This is a genomic window from Erwinia sp. AnSW2-5 (assembly GCF_045107195.1).
Taxonomy (GTDB): Bacteria; Pseudomonadota; Gammaproteobacteria; order Enterobacterales; family Enterobacteriaceae; genus Erwinia.
This window is the reverse complement of sequence record NZ_JBJGXA010000040.1, coordinates 1-24,075: the sequence shown is the minus strand read 5'-3', so window position 1 is coordinate 24,075 and position 24,075 is coordinate 1. Positions and strand designations below refer to the sequence as shown.

Annotated in this window: 22 protein-coding genes and 1 tRNA gene; 12 read left to right on the top strand and 11 right to left on the bottom strand. The window is 54.3% G+C overall.

Annotated elements, in window-relative coordinates:
* Positions 1 to 172: 172 nt before the first annotated feature.
* On the bottom strand, positions 173 to 1,396 hold the full coding sequence (locus ACFL9S_RS21990) for an HD-GYP domain-containing protein (protein WP_405263994.1): 1,224 nt from the start codon (positions 1,394 to 1,396) through the stop codon (positions 173 to 175).
* 393 nt (positions 1,397 to 1,789) lie between these two features.
* On the opposite strand from ACFL9S_RS21990, the gene ACFL9S_RS21985 reads away from it, so the two are divergent.
* The 3 genes from ACFL9S_RS21985 to malI all read left to right on the top strand — a co-directional run bounded on the left by ACFL9S_RS21985 (position 1,790) and on the right by malI (position 5,317).
* The gene (locus ACFL9S_RS21985; RefSeq protein ID WP_405263993.1) at positions 1,790 to 2,521 is read left to right on the top strand and encodes a YoaK family protein; all 732 of its coding nucleotides are present in this window, start codon (positions 1,790 to 1,792) and stop codon (positions 2,519 to 2,521) included.
* 220 nt (positions 2,522 to 2,741) lie between these two features.
* Positions 2,742 to 4,241 carry a PTS transporter subunit EIIC gene (locus ACFL9S_RS21980; RefSeq protein ID WP_405263992.1) on the top strand — a complete coding sequence of 500 codons (1,500 nt, stop codon included), beginning with the start codon at positions 2,742 to 2,744 and terminating at the stop codon, positions 4,239 to 4,241.
* Positions 4,242 to 4,300: 59 nt separating this feature from the next.
* Positions 4,301 to 5,317 (top strand): Mal regulon transcriptional regulator MalI, encoded by a 1,017-nt coding sequence (malI, locus tag ACFL9S_RS21975; protein ID WP_405263991.1) that lies wholly within the window; start codon positions 4,301 to 4,303, stop codon positions 5,315 to 5,317.
* A 6-nt stretch (positions 5,318 to 5,323) separates the two neighbouring features.
* Here malI and ACFL9S_RS21970 read toward each other — a convergent pair whose 3' ends face one another.
* Positions 5,324 to 6,217: an ABC transporter six-transmembrane domain-containing protein gene (locus tag ACFL9S_RS21970; RefSeq protein WP_405263990.1), complete on the bottom strand. Its 894-nt coding sequence runs from the start codon at positions 6,215 to 6,217 to the stop codon at positions 5,324 to 5,326.
* Between the two features lie 95 nt (positions 6,218 to 6,312).
* Here ACFL9S_RS21970 and ACFL9S_RS21965 point away from each other — a divergent pair, with 95 nt between their 5' ends.
* Together ACFL9S_RS21965 and ACFL9S_RS21960 are read left to right on the top strand one after the other, a co-directional pair.
* Positions 6,313 to 6,894, top strand: a complete 582-nt coding sequence (locus ACFL9S_RS21965; protein WP_405263989.1) for a TetR/AcrR family transcriptional regulator — start codon at positions 6,313 to 6,315, stop codon at positions 6,892 to 6,894.
* 97 nt (positions 6,895 to 6,991) lie between these two features.
* Positions 6,992 to 7,294, top strand: coding sequence for an EthD family reductase (locus ACFL9S_RS21960; RefSeq protein ID WP_405263988.1), 303 nt, complete (start codon positions 6,992 to 6,994; stop codon positions 7,292 to 7,294).
* 39 nt (positions 7,295 to 7,333) lie between these two features.
* On the opposite strand, the gene hemB is transcribed toward ACFL9S_RS21960, so the two are convergent.
* The gene (gene hemB / locus ACFL9S_RS21955; RefSeq protein ID WP_405263987.1) at positions 7,334 to 8,314 is read right to left on the bottom strand and encodes a porphobilinogen synthase; all 981 of its coding nucleotides are present in this window, start codon (positions 8,312 to 8,314) and stop codon (positions 7,334 to 7,336) included.
* 225 nt (positions 8,315 to 8,539) lie between these two features.
* Here hemB and ACFL9S_RS21950 point away from each other — a divergent pair, with 225 nt between their 5' ends.
* The 3 genes from ACFL9S_RS21950 to flhC all read left to right on the top strand — a co-directional run bounded on the left by ACFL9S_RS21950 (position 8,540) and on the right by flhC (position 10,530).
* A complete protein-coding gene (locus ACFL9S_RS21950; RefSeq protein ID WP_405263986.1) occupies positions 8,540 to 9,100 on the top strand; it encodes an NADPH-dependent FMN reductase in 561 nt (186 codons plus the stop codon).
* Positions 9,101 to 9,640: 540 nt separating this feature from the next.
* Positions 9,641 to 9,979 carry a flagellar transcriptional regulator FlhD gene (gene flhD, locus ACFL9S_RS21945; protein WP_405263985.1) on the top strand — a complete coding sequence of 113 codons (339 nt, stop codon included), beginning with the start codon at positions 9,641 to 9,643 and terminating at the stop codon, positions 9,977 to 9,979.
* A gap of 14 nt (positions 9,980 to 9,993) precedes the next feature.
* Positions 9,994 to 10,530 (top strand): flagellar transcriptional regulator FlhC, encoded by a 537-nt coding sequence (flhC, locus tag ACFL9S_RS21940; RefSeq protein WP_405263984.1) that lies wholly within the window; start codon positions 9,994 to 9,996, stop codon positions 10,528 to 10,530.
* 25 nt (positions 10,531 to 10,555) lie between these two features.
* On the opposite strand, the gene ACFL9S_RS21935 is transcribed toward flhC, so the two are convergent.
* A complete protein-coding gene (locus tag ACFL9S_RS21935) occupies positions 10,556 to 11,854 on the bottom strand; it encodes a flippase (RefSeq protein WP_405263983.1) in 1,299 nt (432 codons plus the stop codon).
* A 28-nt stretch (positions 11,855 to 11,882) separates the two neighbouring features.
* Positions 11,883 to 12,854: a glycosyltransferase gene (locus tag ACFL9S_RS21930; RefSeq protein ID WP_405264012.1), complete on the bottom strand. Its 972-nt coding sequence runs from the start codon at positions 12,852 to 12,854 to the stop codon at positions 11,883 to 11,885.
* Positions 12,855 to 13,791: 937 nt separating this feature from the next.
* Here ACFL9S_RS21930 and ACFL9S_RS21925 point away from each other — a divergent pair.
* Positions 13,792 to 15,972 carry an EAL domain-containing protein gene (locus tag ACFL9S_RS21925; RefSeq protein ID WP_405263982.1) on the top strand — a complete coding sequence of 727 codons (2,181 nt, stop codon included), beginning with the start codon at positions 13,792 to 13,794 and terminating at the stop codon, positions 15,970 to 15,972.
* 53 nt (positions 15,973 to 16,025) lie between these two features.
* On the opposite strand, the gene ACFL9S_RS21920 is transcribed toward ACFL9S_RS21925, so the two are convergent.
* Both ACFL9S_RS21920 and ACFL9S_RS21915 read right to left on the bottom strand, forming a co-directional pair.
* Positions 16,026 to 17,546 (bottom strand): aldehyde dehydrogenase family protein, encoded by a 1,521-nt coding sequence (locus ACFL9S_RS21920; RefSeq protein WP_405264011.1) that lies wholly within the window; start codon positions 17,544 to 17,546, stop codon positions 16,026 to 16,028.
* Positions 17,547 to 17,785: 239 nt separating this feature from the next.
* On the bottom strand, positions 17,786 to 18,508 hold the full coding sequence (locus ACFL9S_RS21915) for a glutamine amidotransferase (protein WP_405263981.1): 723 nt from the start codon (positions 18,506 to 18,508) through the stop codon (positions 17,786 to 17,788).
* Between the two features lie 238 nt (positions 18,509 to 18,746).
* Between ACFL9S_RS21915 and ACFL9S_RS21910 the strand changes: the two genes are divergently transcribed.
* Positions 18,747 to 19,658, top strand: coding sequence for a DMT family transporter (locus ACFL9S_RS21910; RefSeq protein WP_405263980.1), 912 nt, complete (start codon positions 18,747 to 18,749; stop codon positions 19,656 to 19,658).
* A gap of 20 nt (positions 19,659 to 19,678) precedes the next feature.
* Positions 19,679 to 21,067: a CoA transferase gene (locus ACFL9S_RS21905; RefSeq protein ID WP_405263979.1), complete on the top strand. Its 1,389-nt coding sequence runs from the start codon at positions 19,679 to 19,681 to the stop codon at positions 21,065 to 21,067.
* 68 nt (positions 21,068 to 21,135) lie between these two features.
* Here ACFL9S_RS21905 and ACFL9S_RS21900 read toward each other — a convergent pair whose 3' ends face one another.
* From ACFL9S_RS21900 to ghrA, 3 genes are read right to left on the bottom strand one after another with little or no spacing between them, the layout of a single operon-like run.
* The gene (locus tag ACFL9S_RS21900) at positions 21,136 to 21,699 is read right to left on the bottom strand and encodes a molecular chaperone (RefSeq protein ID WP_405263978.1); all 564 of its coding nucleotides are present in this window, start codon (positions 21,697 to 21,699) and stop codon (positions 21,136 to 21,138) included.
* Positions 21,700 to 21,735: 36 nt separating this feature from the next.
* Entirely contained in the window at positions 21,736 to 22,473 is a 738-nt protein-coding gene (locus ACFL9S_RS21895; protein WP_405263977.1) for a phosphatase, read from the bottom strand.
* A gap of 17 nt (positions 22,474 to 22,490) precedes the next feature.
* A complete protein-coding gene (ghrA, locus tag ACFL9S_RS21890) occupies positions 22,491 to 23,429 on the bottom strand; it encodes a glyoxylate/hydroxypyruvate reductase GhrA (protein ID WP_405263976.1) in 939 nt (312 codons plus the stop codon).
* 283 nt (positions 23,430 to 23,712) lie between these two features.
* Here ghrA and ACFL9S_RS21885 point away from each other — a divergent pair.
* Positions 23,713 to 23,800: transfer RNA gene (locus tag ACFL9S_RS21885), tRNA-Ser, on the top strand.
* 81 nt (positions 23,801 to 23,881) lie between these two features.
* Here ACFL9S_RS21885 and ACFL9S_RS21880 read toward each other — a convergent pair.
* Positions 23,882 to 24,075 (bottom strand): hypothetical protein (locus ACFL9S_RS21880; protein WP_405263975.1); only part of this gene is annotated, 194 nt, incomplete at its 5' end.

Below are 24,075 nucleotides of genomic sequence, written 5' to 3'. Positions count from 1 at the left end.
AGTGATGGTTTCAGAAGATGCTGCTGACAATGAGGGGGACAGCGTGCCTGACGTAAGGGGTAAACGGGACCTGTCGTCAGACGTGGTCGAGGGCAGAAAATCTCATGCGTCGGCCCTCAGTGCAGACAACATCAGCTAAAAGTATAGCGGGGTTTCCAGATACCGCCAGAAATCAGGATCTAACTGGCTGCTGCCACAGAGAATTCACATCTAACTCCGGCCAGCGGTTCACCTCTTCTGGCCCCACGATGTTGTCTGCACAGCGCAGACTGGCCAGATCAATGATGTGCGGCGTGAGTCGTTTTCCGCTGTTCAGTGAGAAAAAAACGCAGACTTTAGGTTGCAGCAGCGAGTGCTCTCCGGGTTCGATCACCACGCCGAGACGCCCGGACGACAGCCGCACCAGGGAACCAACGGGGTAGATGCCCACGGCTTTAACAAAGGCGTACAGCAGCTTGCGGTCGAAGTGCCCTGGCCAGCTGGCCATCTGGTGCATGGCGCTGGCCGGATTCCAGCCTGCTTTATAAGGACGCTCAGAGGTGACAGCATCATAGACATCACAGATGGCCGCCATACGTGATAACAGGCTGATGCCATTAGCGCGCAGCCCGTGCGGATAGCCACTGCCATTCATTTTCTCGTGATGATGCAATGCGACATCCTGCAAATCTTCCTCGGCTCCGCTCAGGCGCAGGATCTCCGCCCCCGCTACCGGATGGTATTTCATCGTCTCGAACTCTTCGTCCGTCAGCTTGCCGGGCTTGTTGAGGATTGCCAGCGGTATCGCTGCTTTGCCAACGTCATGCAGCAGCCCCGCCATCCCGGCGCGTTTTGCCTGTTCGGTGTCCAGTTCCAGCTGTGATGCCAGCGACAACATCAGTGCACAGACTGCCACGGAGTGAAGGTAGGTATAGTCGTCATGGGATTTCAGACGCACCACACTGAGTAAGGCCGCTGGATGGCGGTTAAGCGATCCGGCGATATCATTCACCAGCGGAACGGTGCTCTCTGCATTAATGGTTTTGCCCAACCGCGCATCGCTGAACATTGCCATCACCGAACCTTTAGCGGCCAGACAGATTTTTTGTGCCTGTGCCATTTCACTCTGCATGCTCACCGGCGCATCTTCGGCAACAGGCTGCGGTTGGTAAACGGCGGGAACCTCTTCGCCCGGTTCCGGCAACGAGACCACTTCAGGGGTTTTCACCTCAGGGCCGCGCCCACGGGACAGGTCGATCCACACCTCACGAACATCGCTTTGCTGAATAGCAGAGATATGGTCAGCATCAGACAACAGCATCTCATTGCGTACCAGCGGGTGCTTTAGCCAGAACACATCCAGCTTGTACAAATACATCCCCGTTTGCAGTTCATTCACCGTAATGCTTATGATCATTCGGCCTCCCCCTGACAATGTGAATTCCTTCCCCCATTATTATCGGCACATGAACAAAAAACCTGCGGTGCAGACGGGAAAAATCAGCAGGAAATTAACCGGCGTTTACGCCAGATGTGTCCCCGCGCACATTCGGTTGCCCTGTGCATGAGTGCAGGGTTAAGAATAGAAACCCCGGCCAAACTGCCGGATTTTTATTGACGAAAATTGAACTAAATAAAGGAAACCACAGAATAAGCATCGGACCTGTCTGGAATATCAGCCAGTCGGTTTATCGTGCGCACACATTCAACGCCAATGCGCTACATTGCGTTAAACATTGCGATAAAACATTTTGAGAAAAACAGGCCATCAGTCCAACTGAAGCGCCAGCAGGCAACATAAGGGGCGACAATGTTAAACATGATGATCAAGCGCAAGCGCGAACGCCGACACACTGAAGACCGCTATCTGGCGCTGGTGCTGGCCACCAGCGCCGGGCTACTGAACGCGATGGCGCTCGGGGCATTCGGCGTCTTTCCTTCGCATATGTCCGGTAACACCTCTCAGCTCTCCACGGAAATCTCCCGCGTGGATATCCGTGACCTGACCTTTCTCCTCGCCATCATTACCGCTTTTGTGATCGGCTGCGTCACCGCCCGCATGATGGTGATCGTCGGTATCAGAAACAATATCCGCACCATCTTCAGCCTTATCCTGCTAACCGAAGGGGTATTGCTCATGATGATGTCGGCGTTCGAACTGCTGTTTTACTCCTCGGCCAATAATCGCGAGGTGCTGGTGTTTCTCGGCTTTTTAATGGGGATCCATAACGCCACTTCCACGCAGCTTTCAAACGGCCGCGTGCGCTCCACGCATATTACCGGCACGCTGACGGATGCCGGTATTGCGCTGGGTTCTTTGCTGGCAACCCTGTTCAGGCGCGACCCGTCAAAAGAGGTCAACGTTCAGCGCAAACAGTTTATTACCCATCTGATCACCATCCTCTCATTCCTGACGGGCGGTATCGCGGGGCTGCTGCTGTTTAATCAGTTTGGTTTCGCTTCAATGATCGCCGTGGGCGGTTTTCTGGTGATGATCGCCACCAGCTCAATTGCCATCGCCGTGCAAATGGCCAGGCGCTAACACGGTTTCCTTCCCCGACATCCCCCTTTTCCCTCCTGCCCCGACGCCGTTCTTTTCAGAGCTGCGTCATAAAATAACAATTTGATCTGACCCGATGTGACATTTTCGTTGCGGAAATAAACGTACTGCACAACTATAGGTAGAACGTTCTACTAAAACGTTCTACTGACTTTAATTACGCACACTAAAACCTTAAAAACTTGTCCCAGCAGGAGACACCATGCGTTTTTTTACCGGGTTCGTTAAATCGCTTTCAAAACTGTCGATGATAGGCCGCGCACTGATGCTGCCCATTTCACTGCTGCCCGCTGCGGGGCTGCTGCTGGCCTTCGGGGATAAATTCCATCTGCCGCTGATGATGAATGCCGGTGGGGTGATCTTCGATAACCTACCGCTGCTGTTTGCGGTCGGTTCGGCTGTCGGTCTGGCGTCTGAATCCGGTATTGCCGCGCTGGCTGCCACGGTTTCCGTGCTGATCACCAATATGACAATTGGCACCGTGATGCAGATTACGCCAGAAATGGCGGCCAGCGGCGGAAAATACGCGATGGTGATCGGCATCCCGACGTTACAAATGGGGGTGTTCGGCGGCCTGATGTGCGGCGTACTCGCAGCGTGGTGTTTCAACCGTTTTCACACCTTACAGCTGCCTGAGTTTCTCGGTTTCTTCTCCGGTAAGCGTTTTGTCGCTATCGCCACCGCGTTCCTCTCTTTCCTGCTCGGGCTGGTGTTGCCCTATATCTGGCAACATATCCAGGCCGGGATTGATGCCCTGTCGATTGTCGTCAATGGGGATAACCAGGCGCTGTCGACCTTTATCTTTGGGCTGGTCGAACGCGCGCTGATCCCGCTGGGCCTCCACCATATCTGGTATCCCTCTTTCTGGTACTCGTTCGGGGATTACACCACCCAGGCCGGGCAGCTGATCCACGGCGATCAGACTATCTGGTTCAAGATGCTGGAAGAAGGCACCAAATCCTTCAGCAGCGACAGCTATCAGAATGCCGGTAAGTTTATGCAGGGGGAATTCCCGCTGATGCTGTTCGCCCTGCCCGCCGCGTGTCTGGCGATGTACCATGAAGCCAATACTAAAAACAAAAAAATTGCCGCCGGTATTTTGTTCTCTGCCGCGCTGACCTGTTTCCTGACCGGTATTACCGAACCGGTAGAATTCACCTTTATCTTTGTCGCCCCGATCCTCTATGTGTTTAACGCCGTGATGGCGGGTCTTTCTTATATGTGTATGTACCTGCTGCATGCGCATATCGCTAAATCGTTCTCGGCCGGGCTGATTGACTATATCTCCTTCGGCATTCTGCCTTCCTTTAATGGCTTCCAGACGAACTTCCTCAGCGCCGTGATCGTCGGTGTGCCGATGGCGGCGATCTACTACGTGGTGTTCCGTTTTGTTATCCGCCGTCTGGACGTTAAAACACCGGGCCGCGCCGATATCACCGCTAACGCCGGGGATAAGAGCGATATCGAGCTGGCAACGGAGATCGTCGGCCTGCTGGGCGGCAGCAAAAATATTGGCAGCGTCGGTTCCTGTATTACACGACTGCGCCTGGAAGTGGAAGACAGCGAACTGGTGGATAAAGACGGGCTGTATCACCTGGGCGCTCGCGGCGTGGTGTTTGTCGGGGATAACGGTATTCAGGTGATCTTCGGCGCACGGGCGCAGTTTATTGCCCAGCAAATGACCCAGCTAACCGGGCGGTAACTGGCACAAATCGTCGTCTCCTGTATGCTACGGGAGACGCGTTTTTTACAAGGATTGCAATGAAGAAGGTCAGCATCATTGATGTGGCAAAACTGGCGGGAGTTTCAGTCTCCACGGTGTCGCTGGTACTCCGTCAAAAAGGAAAGATTTCAGCGCAAACCATTGAAAAGGTAAAAGAGGCCATCACGGAACTGGGCTACGTCCATAACGTTGCCGCCGCTAACCTGCGCGCCAATACCTCCAATCTGATTGGCCTGATCGTCCGTGACTTTAGCGATACCTTTAACCTGAAAGTGATCACCAGCATCGTTCAGGCGCTGGAGCAGCAGGGTTACATGGTGTTTCTTGCTCACCCTCAGGATGATGAAGAGCGCCTGGTCCAGTGCCTGTTGTCCTTCAGCCGCCAGGGTGTGGCAGGGGTTATTTATCTCACGGCGAATGCCACCCGGCTGACCTTACCCGATCCCGTTCGCCACTGTTCGCTGCCGCTGGTCACCGTTTCTCAGGCGATGATCGAAGGGCAGTACGATCTGGTGATGCGCGATAACCGCCAGGCCGCCGCCCAGGCCACGCGCTATCTGATTGAGCGTGGACATCGCAATATTGCTTACATCGGGGGGGAAGAGAGCTGCCAGATCCGCGCTCAGCGCCTGGCCGGTTACCGCATGGCGTTACAGCATTACGGCTTACCTTATAAAGAAGAGTTTACGCCGTCCTGCCAGGAAGAGACCAATGCAGCCCGCCTGGCGACCCGGCGCTTACTGGAAAGTAATAACAAGATCACCGCCCTGCTGTGCCACTCATCACATGCCATTATTGGCTGCCTGAACGGTATCCATCAGGTGGGCCGCACCGTCGGGAAAGACGTGTTTCTGACCCAGCAAGTGTCGCTGCTTGGCTTTGAGGATATGTTGCAGATTAACCTCAGCTCCCCCTCATTTACTTACGTCTCTTCTGCCAGCGATGAAACGGGCCGACAGGCCGCCGCGCTGATCCTGCGTAAAATCCAGCAAAGCGACCTGCCTCCTCAGCGCATTGTTGTCTCGGGTGAGCTGGTGCTCAGAGAGTCCGGTTGATCGCGCTTACACCTGCCCGGTATTCACCCGCTTGCCGATATCCTTCAACTGGGAGTACTTCTCCAGCAGTTGCGGACCATCGTCCAGACTCATGGCAAACATCCACATATAGGTCATCACCGAGTAGATATGCCCGGCATCGCTGCCGCCGCTGTTCGCCATATGCACGATGGTGAACGCAAACAGCAGTGCCACCAGCGCGCCGATGGAGAGATAACCCAGCGCCTCACGATCGGACAGACGAATGCGCAGTCCCGCCAGCACCCGATAGTGCCGGACCAGCGATGGCGTGGTGGCATGGCTGACAAAGCGGACTTCACGCTCCAGCCGGTTATTCAGTCGGCCAAACAGCAGCTCGTTCTTATGCGTGTAGCTGCGCAGGAACAACGAAAAGAACAGCAAAATCGCCAGACAGGCGATACCCGTCCAGAACTCAATCACCAGCAACATCACCGCTGCGCCGGTAATGGAGGCGATGCTGGTGATCAACATCGGCAAATGCTTCTCAAAGAAATCGACAAACTCCCTTGAGAGCGCCACGCGCGCAGCAATGGTGGAGTGTGAATGTTTATCCTCGCGCTGTTGCAGGATCACCGGCACCGCCAGTTCGGCATAAATGCGGGCAAAGGTGCGTGTATCCACGCTGCGTCGTGCCGCGCCGATGGCCCACATCACCAGCACCATCAGGGCATACAGCAGCGCGTGCAGCGGCCGCGCCTGCAACGTGGCATTGATGGCAAAACCGGCCAGCAGCGGATAAAGGAGATACATCAGGTTCTCTGCCACCACCAGCAGTAAGGTGAAGATCAGTTTCTTACGATGGCGATACCCCAGTCGTTTCAGGGTCATAACGGCACTGCCGGAAGCCACAACGGTTTCCGGTATTTTACAGGTTTGCATGGTGCTCTTTTCTGGTAGGATTGCGCTTGAGCGGTCGCTCAAAACTGGAAAGAAGTCTATTTGAGCACCCGCTCAAAGTCAACACAGGACAGATCATGAAAGAGACCCGGGAAGCGCTGCGCACCAGAATTCTTCAGGGCGCGATTGCGCTATTTGCGGAGAAAGGCATAGAACGCGTCACCACGCGTGAGTTGACCGAACACGTTGGCCTTTCACGCAGTCATATTTATCACTACTTCCGCGACTGGGAAACGCTGTGTAAAGAGGCAATGTCGCTGTTTATGCAGCAGGATCAGGATAACTTCGCCCTGCACATCAGCGGCCTGACGGCAGAACAACGGCTGGCAGCCTTTGTGGTTAACTATTTGCCCGCCACGCCCGATGCCTCCTGGCCGCTCTACAGTTCCCTGTGGCAGCTCGCCATCCACGACGCCGAATGGGCCGCGATGACGCAGACGATGATGGCGCAGTGGCAGACGATGCTGGCCGATATCATCCGTGATGGCATCCGTGACGGGGAATTTACCCACCGCGATCCTGAGCAAGTAACACGCCAGCTGGGGGCCATGCTGAATGGTTATGCCGATCAGTTGATCATCTCCCCCGCCGTTGCCACCCATTACGCTGCAGCCCAGGATATCGACGACTTTATCCAGCGGACGCTCAGAGCACGTTAACCCCCCGCAGGCTCAATGCGCTAACCCGCTTCGCCCGGCACTGGCTATAATCCTTTTCTTAGCATCCGATGTGGCTGCGTAACCAGAGGATAAATGAGTGATCAAATTCAGCGTACTTTACCCACGTCAGGCCGATGCCCGTTTCGACCATGATTATTACCGCGATGTACACCTGCCGCTGATCAAATCACGGATGGGCGAACGCTGCCTGAGCTATGAAATTGATACGCCGCTGGATAACAACGCGCCGTTTATCGCGGCCTGTCATATTTATTGTGCGGATATTGCGACGTTTGAACAGGTTATCGCTGAACACGGCGAGGAGTTTGTGGCCGATGTGGTGAATTTTTCTAATATTGAGTCAGTCAAGCTGGTTTCCGACGTGCTGCGCGTCGAGTAAGCGAGAAAAACCGGGCCAGCCAGACTGGCCCCGGTTTTATCAGGAAAGAATTTTCTTCTCGGCCAGATCCAGCGCGAAGTAGCTGAAGATAATATCGGCACCCGCGCGTTTGATCGCCCCCAGGCTTTCCAGCGTCACATCAAGTTCATTGATCGCGCCAGCCTGCGCTCCAAATTTAATCATCGCGTACTCACCGCTCACCTGATAAGCCGCCAGTGGCAACTGCGTACGCTCACGCACGTCGCGCAGGATATCCAGATAAGCGCCTGCCGGTTTCACCATCAGCGCATCCGCACCTTCGCTTTCGTCAATCAGCGACTCACGAATGGCTTCACGGCGGTTCATCGGGTTCATCTGGTAGGTTTTACGATCCCCTTTCAGCGATGTCCCTGCCGCTTCACGGAACGGACCGTAGAAGGAAGAGGCGAATTTAGTGGAGTAAGACATAATCGCGGTGTCGGTAAAGCCTGCGGCATCCAGCGCGTGGCGGATCGCTGCCACCTGTCCGTCCATTGCCGCCGAGGGCGCGATAAAATCAGCACCCGCCGCCGCCGCAACGACCGCCTGCCTGCCGAGATTAATCAACGTGGCGTCATTATCCACGCCGTGGTCATGCAGCACGCCGCAGTGACCGTGGCTGGTGTATTCGCAGAAGCAGGTATCGGACATCACGATCATTTCCGGTACTGTCTGCTTGCAAATACGTGACATCCGCGCCACCAGGCCGTTTTCATTCCAGGTATCACTGCCATCCGCATCCGTATGATGGGAAATCCCGAAGGTCATGATCGACCGCACGCCCGCTTTAGCGATGCGCTCAATTTCATACGCCAGACGTTTTTCAGGAATACGCATTACGCCCGGCATCGCGGCAATGGGTTTGTAATCGTCAAGACCTTCCTCAACGAAGATCGGCAGAGCCAGATCGTTCAGGCTGAGGGTATTTTCCTGGAACAGGGTGCGAAGAGAAGCAGACTGACGCAAGCGTCTTGGGCGCTGGGCTGGAGAATAGCTGGACAAAACAACCTCGGTTTAGCGGGTCACGCACCGGTAATATTCACCGATGATGATAAACATGAATAGTGTGCTAACACTATACCTCCGGGCGCGCGATGACAATCCTTGCGCCGTTACCCGGCACAGAATGATTCATTTTATTGACTGCGTGCGCCAGTAATCCTTGAAAGATCGCGCCAGATGGCGCTTTATTATTCACAGTTCTCACACTGATCAAAGGAAAATACGATGTCTGAACACACCACACTGACGTTTGTCACCCTGCTGGGCAGTCTGCGTAAAGCCTCACTGAATGCGGTTGTGGCACGCAGCCTGCCTGCACTGGCGCCCGCTGGGGTTGAGATCCACGCACTTGGCTCAATTGCCGACTTTCCACACTATGACGCCGACATTCAGGATGAGGGCATCCCGGCAGCCGTTCTGGAAATGGGTAAAGCGATTGCTGACGCCGATGGCGTGGTGATCGTGACGCCGGAATATAACTATTCGGTACCAGGTGCGCTGAAGAACGCCATCGACTGGCTGTCGCGCCTGCCGGAAAACCCGTTTGCCAACAAACCCGTGGCGATACAGAGCGCCTCTCCGGGGATGATTGGCGGCGCGCGTGCGCAGTATCATCTGCGTCAGAGCATGGTCTTTCTTAACGCCCAGGTGCTGAATAAACCGGAAATTATGATTGGTCAGGCCACCAGTCGTATTGATGCCGCTAGCGATACCATCACCGATGAAAGCACCCGTCAGCATCTGACCGTGCAACTGGAAGCACTGGCTCAGGCAGCGCGTCGCTAAGATCGACCCCGGCAGAGGAAAGAATCTTTGCCGGGAAAGGAAAGATAAATATCCTCACCGTCATAACGTCGGTATCACATTCAGAGTACAAACATTCCTTCTGCACCAGCGTGTGAACCGTCCATAAGATCCGCCCACCCGATTTAACTCGCCGTTCAATTCCGCTTATTTTGTCTGCAGATCCCCTTACTGATACCACAATACGTTACATAAAATTCTAATTAGCATGAATTGCCACGAAATACTGAAAGGTTAAGGGCAGTATTTTTCTCGCAAGGAAAATGTGTGAAAACAGTTAATTAATTAGCAATGAGTCCAATAATAATTCCAAAAAAAAGGGAAAAACCCTTTAATTCAGCCCACTGACTGTCACTTTAAAAAAATGATGACAGAAAACACTGAGGCTCTTGCAATAAACGGCCGTCACCAGGGCCAGGGCATTTCTATGCAATGAATTTTCAGTAGCGACAACTAAAACCAACATTGTATCTGGGTAGCGGCTTAAGCCGTATACGTTGAAAGCGTCAGTCAGGAAAAAATATGGGTACAACGGAATTACTCAAAAAAATTCACGACATTAACTTGTCTTATTTATTTTTCGCCCAGCGCTTAATTAATAAGGAAAAAGCGTCGGCCATGTTCCGCCTGGGTATCGATGAGTTAATGGCCGATGCCCTTGCAGGCTTGAATATGCCTGAAATGATCAGGCTGGCAGAAACCAGCCAACTGGTGTGCCAGTTTCGATTTCGTGACCCTCAATCTATTCGCCGGCTCACACAGGAATCACGCGTGGACGGCTTACAACAGATCCATGCGGGTATCTTGTTATCGAGCCGTTTATTGCGCGATCTATCGAAAGATAATAAAACAGTAAAATAGAGGGCAGCGAAGCAATGGCAGAAAAAAGCATGGTACAGGAAGCGCGCGATATTCAGCTGGCGATGGAGCTTATTATCCTGGGTGCACGCTTACAAATGTTAGAAAGTGAAACTCATCTTAGTCGCAGCCGCTTAATCAGATTATACAAAGAACTGCGTGGCACGCCTCCCCCCAAAGGCATGCTTCCCTTCTCTACCGACTGGTTTATGACCTGGGAACAAAATATCCATGCGTCTGTGTTCTGTAATGCCTGGCAGTACATGGTAAAAAGTGGGTTATGTACGGGTGTGGAAGCGGTTATTAAAGCATACCGCCTCTATCTTGAGCAGTGTCCGCAACAGGACGAGAAGCCGTTATTAACGCTGACACGTGCCTGGACTTTGGTTCGATTCGTTGAAAGCCATATGTTGGAATTAACCAGTTGCAAATACTGTGGCGGCAACTTCATTAACCATACCTATCAGCCACCAGGGAGTTTTATTTGCAGCCTGTGCCAACCTCCCTCTCGTGCGGTTAAAAAACGCCATCTTATCAAAAAGAGTGCCAGGTAACCGATCTCTCGTGACTGACGCAGGTTCACGCCTGTTCATTGCCCGGCTGCTTAAATCCCGCTGGCCGGGCAAGATAGACCTTCAGAATATCGTGCTTCACCATAATGCGCAGAATGCCGATAAACACCAGGAACTCCGACAGCACCAGCGAACTGGCCGCGCCAATGGCGCCATATTGCCATGCCAGCAGGCAGCAGATCGGGATGTTAATCAGCCCGACAATAAACATCACATGCATACGCTGCTTCGCCAGTCCGTATGGGATCAGGATTTGCAGCCCGGCCGGGTAACTGATATTGCCAAAGATAAAGCCACAGACCACCACGCGCAGCACATTCGCTGAATCATGAAACGCCGCCCCCAACAGGATGCGCACCACATAATCGGCAAAAAAGAAGGTGAATACCACGATAAACAGGCTGATCAGAAACGACAGACTGATGCTTTTCCGCGTGGCTGCAATCGCGGCGGCACGGTCTTTATGAAACAGATGACTGACGCGCGGAAAGAACGCATTGCCTATCTGTTCCGGCACCGAGTTAGCGGCTTTCTTCAGGCGGTCGGCGCCGTTATACAGCCCCACCATATAGGTGCTGGTCTGACTGGCGAGGATCAGCACGTTAATGTTGTTGAACATGTTGGCACCAAAGATCGCCAGAAACACATGCAGGCTGTCTTTGATGCGCTGCATAATCTCGCGCGGCTCAAAGCGGTAGAAACCGATCACCCGCATCTGCACCACCAGGCTGATGGTGATGATAGCGGTAATAAAGGCCACCACGCCGGGGATCAACGCCGCCAGCCAGGTATCGTCCGGCGTCTTCACCAGCAGAAACGTCAGGGGGATGGAACAGAATTGCCCGAGGGTGGAAATAATCGAGGTTTTACCCAGTTTTTCGAACCCCTGCATCAGCCAGCCGAAAGAGAGCAGTTGACCAAACAGCACCGTGGAGTTCGCCAGTACGATATAGAACAGCGTGTGCCACGCCGGATTAAGCCAGGTGACCAGAAGCAGTATCGCCAGCGTTGAGCAGCCCAGCATCAGCTTGGCATTAAACGTCGACCAAAATAGCTGCGTCACGCGCTGCTTATCGTCGCGATGCTGAGCAATGTCCTTGGTGGTGTAAACATTGAATCCCCAGTCGGAAACGGTGCTGCAATACATCACGCAGGCCAGGCCCAGCGCCAGCAGCCCCATATGTTCAACGCCAAGGATCCGCGCCAAATACGGCAGGGTCACCAGCGGGAAGATAAAGGACGTCCCGCGATAGGCCAGCAGCGAAAGCACATTAATGAGCAGACTTTTATCGATTACTTTAGCCATCAGTCTCTGATCCTGTGTGAGATTCCATTCATGCCTTACGCAGACTCCGCTTTAACCTGATGAGCTGTGAATATAATTCGGGCTGTCGTAACAGCAGCCAGTTGACCGCCCCTTCCGGCTTCAGCGATCTGCCAAAATACGAAATCGCATTCATTACATAGTCGGGAACCCGCTGCCCGCTGGCCAGGGAGAGGTGGATCATTAATCTGAATGAGTGAATAAGATAAAGACGACGAAGTTCGGTCTTTTCATTCACACCCTCGGTCAGTTTGACTAATTTCTCATAGGAGCCGAGAAAGGCGTCATAGCGTTGGCGAAAAAAACTGTCATTTTTATGGCTATTCGTCAGTGACCCACTGCGAATACGTTGCCGATAGTAAAGATGCCGACTCACCCAGGCAATACGGCAGCGCATAAATGCTTCGACGGTAAAACTGTGGTCTTCATGCAGACGAGTAATATATTTCAAATGAAACCGGTCTATGATCTCTTTTTTCAGAACATAATTCCAGGTGGCCGAGGTATAAGCACCACTATTGAGCAGACCACGGAAAATATCCTGCGCACGCAATAAACCAAATTGATGATGCTGTACTTTGGGATAGATACGTGTCGGATCGCTGTCTTCAAACATCAGTGAATTAAAACAGAACAGTTCCAGCTCCGGATAAAGTGAAATAGTTTGACTTAACTCCTGATAGAACCCTTCACAGACCACATCATCAGGATCGCAACAGAAGATATAGTTCCCCTGCGCCAGCGCAATGCCGTAGTCACGCGCCATCCCTAATCCTCCATTAGGGATGGTGAAGATCCGTACCTGCTCTTCCCCGGCGTAGCGTTTCTCTATTTTCGCCAGGGTGTCATCCGTCGAACCGTCATTAATGATAATTAATTCATTCGGCGCAGGGATTTGTGCCAGTAACGAATCAATGCACTCGACAATATAATTCGCCACGTTATACGCAGGGATAATCACCGACAGATTTTTTTGCGTCATCACATTTGTCTCACCGTTTTGGGAACCTGTTTAATTAACACCAGAAAACAGTAAAGATCAACGTACCTTCAGAGCACAACAAGGGTTTAGGAAAATACCTGGAACATTATTAGAATCACATAAGAAAAAGCCAAACGAAAGGTAAACAAGACATGAGCAATCATTAATTAATCTATTTATAAACGGTTCATCAACGGCTAATGAATTAAGTCACATATTAAAACATTCATTCATCAATAATTAATGAATTCCTCGCAACGCCATCGAGTAATAAACACCATTGCTACAGCATCAACCGCCTGTAAACCTGTGCAGCCTCCAGGATAAATCTTAGGCAATGAATATTTCACGCAGTAACACCGAAATAAGGATTATCTTAGTAAGGAGTCAATGCGCTGGGTTTCTCTGGTCCTGTTTCCTAATAAAATCGTTATGTTAGCCATGCAGAGACTATCAGGCCGTCGGACAGCCGATCGATCTGATGAAAGGGTTCTTTACACTTTTTGCTGCCGGGCGACGAAAAAACCCCAGTGAGAAAGGGAATAAAAACGATTGCAACGGATTAAAAAACAGACAATTCCGATTGAAAAACCCTTTAACTTCATTCAACAAAGCATCAGCAGAGAGGATAAAAATATCGGTTAAGGGTTATGCTGACATTATCATCGGTGAAGAGAGCAGAGCGGATGACCTTTCCCCCACATCAGTTATCATCCAAATACCGGGCCTGTGAGGCACAGACCTGACGCCACCCCCCCTATTTTCGCAATACTAATAAACTTTATTTATTACTTAACACAAACTGAACAAGCAATCGGTTAAAAAATCAATCCCGCGTCAAATCACCAGGCCGCCGAAGCCGCGCAATGTGTCATTTATGCTAGCATCATTAAAGAGATTCCGGTCACACTCAAGAGCAACCTGGATGATTAAAATCATGAAGATTTCTGACAATTTTCGTCAGCATTTCATTAAAGAGGTGCTGCTCCCTTTGATTGTCGTTTTGTTTATCACCTTCAGTGCTGGCATTTTTACCTTGTACTGGGCGAGCGCACGGACCAATAACGAAGAAGCCATCCAGCAGCAGCACATTATCCAGAGCACGATGTCACAAAACCTGAGCGATATGCTCAAACAACAGCGCAGCCTCACGCAGTGGCAACCGCTGGCCGACCGTCTGGCAAAAGATACGCACGACCTTGAATGGCTGAATGAGAATGTCGGTGCCTGGCTGTCCACCATGTTTGACCATCAACTCATCTATCTGCTGGATGCCCCAGGCAAGCCCGTCTATCTGTGGGAGGATGGCCGTAATGTACCCGTGGAGCAGTTTGGCCACATTGCTTACCCCGTTCGTCCGTTTCAGCAAAGCCTGCTGCCCTCCCACACCCCCAATAGCGGTCGCCGGGACCGGGTGGGCTACGCGCTGATTGATAATGCCCCGGCGATTGTCGCTATCGGGCAGATTAGCGGCGATGCCGCCGACAGCGGTCAATATTCGATGCTGAGTATTCGCCGTCTCGACAGCACCTGGCTGGAAACACTGACACAGCGCCATTTGTTACATGACCTGCATTTTACCGACAGCCTCACCCCTGTGACCGAGTCCGGCCATTTTCCACTGACCTCTCTCGAAGGCTTCCCTATCGGCAATCTGCAATGGCAGGCCGATCGCCCCGGCTCACGTATGCTGAAGGTGATGGCACCGCTGATACTGCTGGTATCGCTGGTGATCACCCTGATTTGTATTCTGATGATACGTCGGTTGTGGGTCTCATCGATGCGTCTCTCCGATTCCCTCCTCCAGCTGGGTGCCAGCGAAGCACAGGCGCAGCATCTGGCGTTTCATGATGTCCTGACCGGTTTGCCCAACCGCGCACTGGTCGAAGAGCGTATGATCCAGGCACTGGTGCGGCTCTCCCGGCAGAAGGATAAAGTGGCGCTACTGCTGCTCGATCTTGATCGCTTTAAAATCATCAATGACACATATGGGCATCAGGCCGGTGACGAGCTGATCATTGAGGTCGCCCATCGCCTGAACGGACTGGTGCGCCATATTGATACCGTGGGCCGCCTGGGCGGCGATGAATTTGTCATTATTCAAAAAGACATTGCATCAGCACAGGAGGCCGCTGTGCTGTGTCAGAGAATTATCGACGCAATGAGCCAGCCCTTTACTCTGCTGGGGAATGAAACCTGGGTGGCCATCAGCATTGGCGTGGTACTGGCCCCTGACGATGCCACAGAACAGATGGAGATGATGCGTAAAGCCGACATCGCGCTGTATGAAGCGAAAAATCAGGGGCGCGGACGGTACCGCATATTTGAAAGGTCAATGGATGAATCCCTTAAAACACGTCAACAGATTGGCACCGACCTGCGGCATGCATTGCAGACCCGACACGATCTTGACGTCTATTATCAGCCACTGATGGATATCAGCGGGCGAAAAGTCGTGGGCCTGGAAGCGTTGATACGCTGGCAGCATCCGCTTCATGGCATGATCTCGCCGACGGAATTTATCCCGATAGCGGAAGATATTGGGCTGATCACTCAACTCGGAGAATGGGTGCTGCGTGAAGCCTGCCGCGTTGCCCGCTTGTGGCCGGATTTAACCATTGCCGTCAATGTCTCCCCGTTGCAGTTTCGCTCACTCGGCTTTGTCGACCGCATCAAGGCTATCGTCAGGAAAGAGCAGATTTCCCCGTCACATATTGAGCTGGAGATCACCGAAGGGGTGCTGATTGACGATGAAAAAACCACGAAGGGGATTATCGATGAACTGCGCGAAGCCGGGTTCCGCATCGCCCTTGATGATTTCGGCACCGGTTACTCCAGCCTCAACCACCTGAGTAATTTTGCCGTGGATAAAATCAAAATTGATCGCTCGTTTACCCAGTCGCTCGGCGTAACCAGTAACTCCAGCGCCATTATCGAATCCGTGGTGAAGCTGGGCCATGCGATGGGATTGATTGTGACCGCCGAAGGGGTGGAAACCAATGGGCAGATGACCGCGCTGGCCCACGCGGGCTGTAACCAGCTTCAGGGTTTTCTGTTCTCTGAAGCCGTGCCCAAAGAGAAGATCCCACAGCTGATTAATCAGCGTCACGCCAGCTAGTTATGGATGAAAGTAGGATGTGAAGATGGCCGGGGGAACCCCGGCCAGGTGAATCAGAAGAAACCCAGCGGCTGGATGCTGTAGCTGATCAGCAGGTTTTTGGTCTGCTGGTAATGATCGAGCATCATTTTATGCGTCTCACGACCAATGCCTGATTTTTTATACCCGCCAAACGCCGCATGTGCCGGGTAGAGGTGATAACAGTTGGTCCATACGCGTCCGGCCTTAATCGCCCGCCCTACGCGGTAAGCCCGGTTGATATCACGCGTCCAGACGCCCGCACCCAGGCCGTAAATAGAGTCATTGGCAATCGCAATCGCCTCGGCTTCATCTTTAAAGGTGGTAATCCCCACCACCGGCCCGAAGATCTCCTCCTGGAAGACACGCATGCTGTTGTCCCCCTTCAGTAACGTTGGCTGAATGTAGTAACCGGTGGCAAGATCACCCTCCAGTTTTTCCACCCCGCCGCCCGTCAGAATTTCAGCGCCCTCTTTCTGGGCAATATCCAGGTAAGAGAGGATTTTATCGAACTGCTGCTGTGAAGCCTGCGCCCCGACCATGGTATCGGTATCCATCGGGTCACCGCGTTTGATGGTTTTCACCCGTTTCATCACTGCGGCCATGAAGGGTTCGTAAATCGACTCCTGTACCAGCGCACGGGACGGGCAGGTACAGACCTCGCCCTGGTTGAGGAAGCCCAGCACCAGCCCTTCGGCAGCTTTCTCAATAAAGGACGGCTCGGCCTGCATAATGTCTTCGAAGAAGATGTTCGGGGATTTGCCACCCAGCTCCACGGTGGACGGGATCAGGTTTTTTGCTGCCAGTTCGAGAATATGCCCGCCGGTGGCGGTGGAACCAGTAAAGGCGACTTTGGCGATGCGCGGGTTGGACGCCAGCGCTTCACCGGCTTCGCGGCCAAAGCCGTGGATCACGTTCAGCACACCTTTTGGCAGCAGGTCGCCAATCAGCTCAACAAATAGCGTAATCGATAACGGCGTCTGTTCGGCCGGTTTCAGCACCACGCAGTTGCCCGCCGCCAGCGCGGGTGCCAGTTTCCACGCCGCCATCAGCAACGGGAAATTCCACGGAATGATCTGCGCCACCACGCCCAGCGGTTCATGGAAATGGTAGGCGGCAGTAAACTCATCAATCTCCGCCGCTGTGCCCTCCTGCGCACGCAGGCATCCGGCGAAATAGCGGAAGTGGTCCACTGCCAGCGGCAGGTCAGCGGCCAGCGTCTCACGCACCGGCTTGCCGTTGTCCCAGGTTTCATTCACCGCCAGGGTTTCCAGATGTTGTTCCAGACGATCGGCAATTTTCAACAACGTCAGAGAACGCGACTGCACCGACGTTTTTCCCCAGGCATCAGCCGCAGCATGCGCCGCATCCAGTGCTTTCTCCACGTCGTCTTTATCTGACCGGGGGAATTCGCCTATCACCGATCCATTGACCGGGGAGGTATTAGTGAAGTAAGCACCGTTAACTGGCGCGGAGAATTCTCCGTTGATGTAGTTGCCATACTGCTGCTTCAGGGTAATCAGTGACTCTTTACTGCCCGGATATGCATAGCGCATCATCGCTCTCCTGTTGAAAGACATCGCCGCAGCGACTTATCTGTTAACAATAAAATAACTCATCATTAACATTATCGATAAGCGTGAGATTGTCAGATTGCGCAGCAATAAACTGTGACGGCATCGAAAGGAAATCAGGATTTTAGCGAGGCGGTGTGAGGTAGCGCACAGGGTGTTCATTATTGCCGAAAGAGAGGGTGCTGCCACCGGGATAGGGCCATCCCGGCGGCTTCAATGGGTCAGGCGCGTTTGGCCAGCGGCAGCCCCTGCTGCCAGAAATCACGCAGTAACTGACGCGGCCACTCCGGTTCGGCATCCGCAGGCACCAGCGGGTCGATCTCCGCCTCTTTCAGACTGTTTTTCAGGCAAGCCGTCATGATCTCTGCGGTGAATTCCGGGTGAAACTGCACCGATAATGCCTGCGCCGAGTAACGAATAATCTGGCAACCGTCCTGCGCAGAGGCTGCCAGTACCTGGGCACCCGGCGGCGGCGTCAGCACCGACTGACGGTGCGATAGCCAGGCAGAGAACTGCGATGGCAGCGATGCCAGCAGCGGATCGTGATGGCTCTCCGCGCGCGTTTCCAGTGCCGTCAGGCCGCGTTCCCAGCCGTTAGGGTTATCCCCGACTTCACCGCCCAGCGCATAAGACATCAACTGATGTCCGTAACAGACGCCCAGCAGCGGCAACCGTTCTGCCACCGCATGGCGGACCCAGGCAGCGGTACGCTCACTCCAGTCGGCGTGGTCAGTGACCATCGCCCAGGAGCCGCTCAAAATCGCCGCAGAAATCGTCTCCAGCAGCGGTAAAGGTTCCCCAAGATCCGGGCGTACCACGATATAGTCATCCACTGACAGATCCAGCGCGTCAACGAACCACTGCTTCTGCTCCCCAACAATGGCGCTGACCGCCTGTGGCGGTGTTTCAAGCTGGATAATGGCTAACGGAAGTCTCACTGTCATCTTGCTCAATCCTCAAATCCCGGCGGAGTCGCTCACCCCGGTGATTATCATGGCAGCTTGTCACGAAACTGTCTCATAACATTTTCTGGCATTCTTTAAACAAAGCATCGGGTTAAGCCTGCCGTTTTCCCTCCGCTTTGCGCCACAGGCTGCTAAAAAAATCACGGTGTTCAGCGCCTCATTTGGTGCATTTCATGCCATGATGATCAGGACTACTTCGTTTGCTAAGGACTGTGCAGTGGCTCTGCGTCATTTTTTGCTGATTTTGCTGGTGGTGTCCATTTGGGCATTTAATAACATCGCGATTAAATGGGGGCTGCTTGACCTGCCGCCCCTGTTGATGATCACGATGCGCTTTGTGGTGGTGGCATTAATCCTCGTGCCCTTTACCCGCATCACCCGTCAGCAGCTCCTCTATCTGGTGCCGCTCGGCTTTACCTTCGGCTTTATGCATTTCGCCCTGCTGTTTGTCAGCCTGAACTATACCGATGCCGGAACGGCGGCGGTGATCGTGCAGCTGGGTACGCCGATCGCTATGTTGCTGGCGATGGTGCTGCTGAAAGAAAAACTGCGTCTGGTACAACTGCTGGGCATTACGATTTCACTCAGCGGCGTGGTGGTGCTGGCCGGCAGCCCGACCATCCCCAACTGGTGGGTGCTGGTGCTGCTGTTACTCAGCGCCTTCGGCTGGGCCATCAGCAATATGATTGTGAAAAAATCCCCGGCCATCAGCCCGCTGACGCTGACCGGCTGGCTCTCATTCTTCGCTATTCCGCTGGTGGGATGCGCCTCCTGGGTGGTCGAATCTGACCAGATCACTCTGCTGCTACACGCTTCATGGCGTGGCTGGTTTGGCATTCTGTTCAGCGCGATTGGCTCTTCCATTGTGGCTTACTCGCTGTGGTACAGCCTCTTGAAGCATTACAACGTCAACCTGATTATGCCGTACTCGCTGCTGACGCCGGTGCTGGCGGTGATTATGGGCGTGGTGGTGCTGGGCGACAGCATTAACAGTTTCAAAGCGATCGGTGCGCTGCTGGTGATCGCCGGTACGGCAATTGCGGTGATTAACCTGCGCAACCTGAAAATGCATGCGCGTTTACCGCGTTTTCGTTATGACCGCCACCGGAAAAAACGTACCCGTTCCTGAAAACCTGCAAGGAGAGTGAGATGGATAACCGCCTGAGCGATGCGTTATGGCAACAGCTGTGGCAAGGACTGCGTAACACCACGACACCGCTGCCCGCACTCACCCTCCGTGGCGACCGGGCGCTGGTGTCGGCTTACCCGGTCAGCGAACTGGCCGCCACCAGTATCGGGCTGGCAGCCCAGGCCGCAGCCAGTCTGACAGGAAATACCGCTTCGCTGGAGGTTGACGGCACGCTGGCCTCGCGCTGGTTCCAGAGTGCCGTTCGCCCGGTCAATCGTCCGATGCCGCCGCTGTGGGATCCGTTTGCCGGTGATTACGCCACGGAGAACGGCTGGCTGCGCCTGCACACCAATGCCCCGCATCACCGTGCCGCCATGGAAAAGGTACTGGGTCAGCACGCCGATCGTCAGCAGCTGGCGGCAACCGTAGCCACATGGAAAAGCAGCGATCTGGAGCAGGCGGTGGTGGATGCCGGAGGCTGCGCTGCGGCGCTACGCAGTTTCAGCGAATGGCAGCAGCATGCTCAGGGCCAGAGCGTCAGCCGGGAAGCGCTTATCGAACAAACCCTTCAGGCCTGCGGCCCGGCACCGGCCTGGCGTCTGCCTTCCGCCCGCCCGCTGCTTGGCGTTCGGGTGCTCGACCTGACGCGCATCATTGCCGGGCCGGTTGCCACCCGCTTTCTCGCCGGGCTGGGCGCAGACGTTTTACGCATTGATCCACCCGGCTGGCAGGAGCCTGCGCTGGAAGAGGAGATCAGCCTGGGGAAACGCTGCGCGCGGCTTGACCTGAAGTCCAGTGAAGGGCGGCAGCAGTTTGAACAATTGCTCAGCCAGAGCGATGTGCTGGTGCAGGGTTACCGCGCCGATGCGCTCAGTAATCTGGGTTATGACACGGAAACGCTGCAACGCATCAGGCCGGGACTGGTGGATGTCAGCCTGAATGCCTGGGGCTGGACCGGGCCGTGGCGCAACCGCCGTGGCTTTGACAGTCTGGTGCAGATGGCCTGCGGCATCGCCGAGCGTGGCCGCCTGTGGCAGGGCAGCGATGCGCCTGTGCCGTTACCCGTGCAGGCGCTGGATCACGCCACCGGGTATATGATGGCGGCCGCCGTACTGGAAGGGTTACGTCAGCGCCTGCTGCATAACACCGGGTTTACTGCCCGTCTGTCACTGGCGCGCACTGCCTGCCTGCTGACGGATGCGCCCTACCCACAGGATGCGCAGCCTGCTGGCCTCGGCCCACGACAGACTCAGGACGAAGACGCCGAAGCACTGATTTCGCGCTGGGGGATTGCTTACCGTCTGCGTGCGCCCTTCTGGTTACCGGGCACACCGCTGAACTGGTCAACAGCCCCTTCGCCGTTCGGTTCTGCTGCAGCGGAGTGGTCAGCACGGGTCAGGCATGCCTGACCCCTACATGATTATCACTTCACCGTAGGGTCGAGGCATGCCTCGACCTGTGCCATGCTGCCTGGCGCTTACGACTGTTCATCTTCCTGCTCATCTTCCAGCTCATCGCGCATCGCCTGCAACGCTTCACGGCTGATGGCCGCCAGCGTGCGGTAAAATGCGGCGCCTGCATGCGCCTCCATTTTTCCGAGGAAAGCGCCGACCCACGGCATCAGGAACTCATCAAACAGCTGGATCTGCGCCTGAAACTCATCAGCTTCAGACTGGTCTTCAAGCCAGGACGATGCCAGCAGCAAGGCACCAATATGATCGGCAGGTGCGTCGGTCAGCGGCATCCCGCGCTGGCTGAGAAACGCGCGCACATCGGCTTCCTGCGGGCCATTTTCCCACTGAGAACCGTACGGTGACACCTTGCATTCCGGGCCGACAAACAGCGCATTGTAATCCGCGGTCAGCAGCGCAGGATCGCTGTTCTGCTGCAAGCGTGTTAACAGTTCATCCTGCTCCAGCGGCCAGTGCTGCTGCAATTTGCCTTCACGCAGCAGGGTAAACAGTGGGACCAGCAGCGCATCCTCAGGCTGACGATTATACAGCGAGCCCAGGATGCGGCAGATGATGGAAAACTCATTCATGTGTTTCAGTTCCGTTAGAGGTAGTATGTGACACCGTCACAAATCAGCGAATTCGGCAATTTCCCTGCCGGTGCGCTGTTGTAAAAAGTCCAGCAGGCGACGTGGTGTGACATTTAACACGCGATCTTCTGGAAAATCCACCTCGCGCATAATGCGCAGGCAGTGATCGAAGTGACCGAGGGTAAACGCGGTATGCGAATCCGACCCCAGCGCCAGACGGCCACCGGCATCACGCACCGCGGCGGCCACGGCACGGCAGTTAGGTTCACTGCCCACCCGGGAGGTGGTAAACGAGGAGTTATTCAGCTCCAGCGCCACATCATACTTCGCCGCCGCTGCGGCCACCGCCTGAATATCGATGGGATATTTCGGGTTACCCGGATGGCTGATGATATGCACCAGTCCGTTCGCCATTGTGGCGATCATCGCTGCGGTATTGCTCGCTTTATCCTGCGGTGCCAGCACCGGTTCATGGAAACCGGCCACGATGATATCGATGGAGTCAAGCATCGGCCCGCTGCAATCAATCTCACCCTGATTATTTTTGATATTCGCTTCTATGCCACGCAGTATACCAACACCATCAATCACGCGTGGCCACACTTTCATATTAACGAAGTGCCAGTAGTGTGGCGCATCGGCCATGTCCGGGCCGTGGTCGGTGATCGCCAGCAGTTTGACGCCACAGGTTTGTGCCTGTAACACATAGTCACGCAGCGTGCTGTAGGCATGGGTGCTGGCAACAGTGTGCATATGCAGGTCAACTGGATACATCGATTCTCTCCTTTAAATTAATAGCCGCGGCTGATATCCACGCGCCCTTGCGGCATCTCGCCATTCTCACATCGCAGTATTGCCTGCGTAATGTAGTCCATAGCTTCGTCGGGTAAGGTTACAGCCGCATTATGGGGCGTGATCGCAATATCAGGATGCGACCAGAAAGCATGCTCTGCGGGCAGCGGTTCGTGATTAAACACGTCCAGCGCGGCGGCGCTGACCTCGCCCGCTTCCATTGCGGCCAGCAGATCGGCTTCCACCAGATGAGCACCACGCGCCAGGTTCAGCAGAAACGCACCGGGTTTAAGCTGGCTGAGCAGTTGCCGATTGAGGATCCCTGCGGTCTGCGGCGTATTGGGCAGCAGATTGATCAGCACCTGCGTAGAAGAGAGGAAGTCGCCTAACTGCTGCTCGCCGTGGAAACTGGTTACGCCGTCGATCTGTTTCGGTGAACGGCTCCAGCAGCTGACCGGGAAATCCCATGCCAGCAGGCTTTGCGCCACGCTGCGTCCCAGTACGCCAGCGCCGAGGATGCCGACCGAGAACTCACGGCGCGAGCGGTTACGCAAGTGATGCCAGAGCGTTTCGGTTTTCTGTTTCTGATATTCAGGAAAGCGGCGGAACCAGCCGAGCACATGATACACCGCGTACTCCTGCATCTGACGCCCCATTCCCGTATCTTCCAGTCGGAACAGCGGCACGTCCGCTGCCAGCATCTCCGGGTGCTCGCGCAGCTGGCCAAGGATATCATCCACCCCCGCGCCCAGCGCAAATACGCCCTTGAGTTCACGCCCCTGAAGCATCTCAACGGGCGGCTGGCGCACCAGCGCATAGTCGGCCGGGCCGTTGTCACCCGCCTGCCATTGACGAATGCGGGCGTGAGGCAGGCGCTGCTGCAATCCATTGATCCAGGTCTCTGCCTTGAAAAAGGGATGATAAAAAATGATATCCACGTTTTTTCTCCTGTTTTTTGTTTAAGCTCGTGGAAAATGCGACGGCTGGCAAGTGAAACTTTAGCCCGGCGTTGACCCGCCTGCCTGCACAGGGCCGAATTTTGATGCCGTTACCCGCGCACAGCCCGCCGCAAAAGCGGATGACACCTTCCCACTGCCGTTTTAAACAGCAAAGTGATTTAAAACTGACTAAACGCACTCATATTTCTGGAATGAGTGTTGACCGCAACCGCAGTTTTCCCTACATTAGCGCCCGTCAGCAACCTGGTTGTGGCAACAATATGGTGAGGTGTCCGAGTGGCTGAAGGAGCACGCCTGGAAAGTGTGTATACGGCAACGTATCGAGGGTTCGAACCCCTCTCTCACCACCATATTTCAAGAGAAAGTCTGAACTCACGTTCAGACTTTTTTTTGCATGTAATTCCGTGGAGAGAGGGAGTGAAGAACCCTCGTCAGGGTTCGACAAAACGGCAGGATAGCCGTTTTGCACAGCCGCAGGCTGCCCGCAGGGCGAGCGCCAGGGATGGCGCGAGTGATCCCCCTCTCTCACCACCATATTTCAAGAGAAAGTCTGAACTCACGTTCAGACTTTTTTTTTGCCTGTTTTTCACCAAACTAATCCGTATTCTGCCGTAGGGGCTGACCT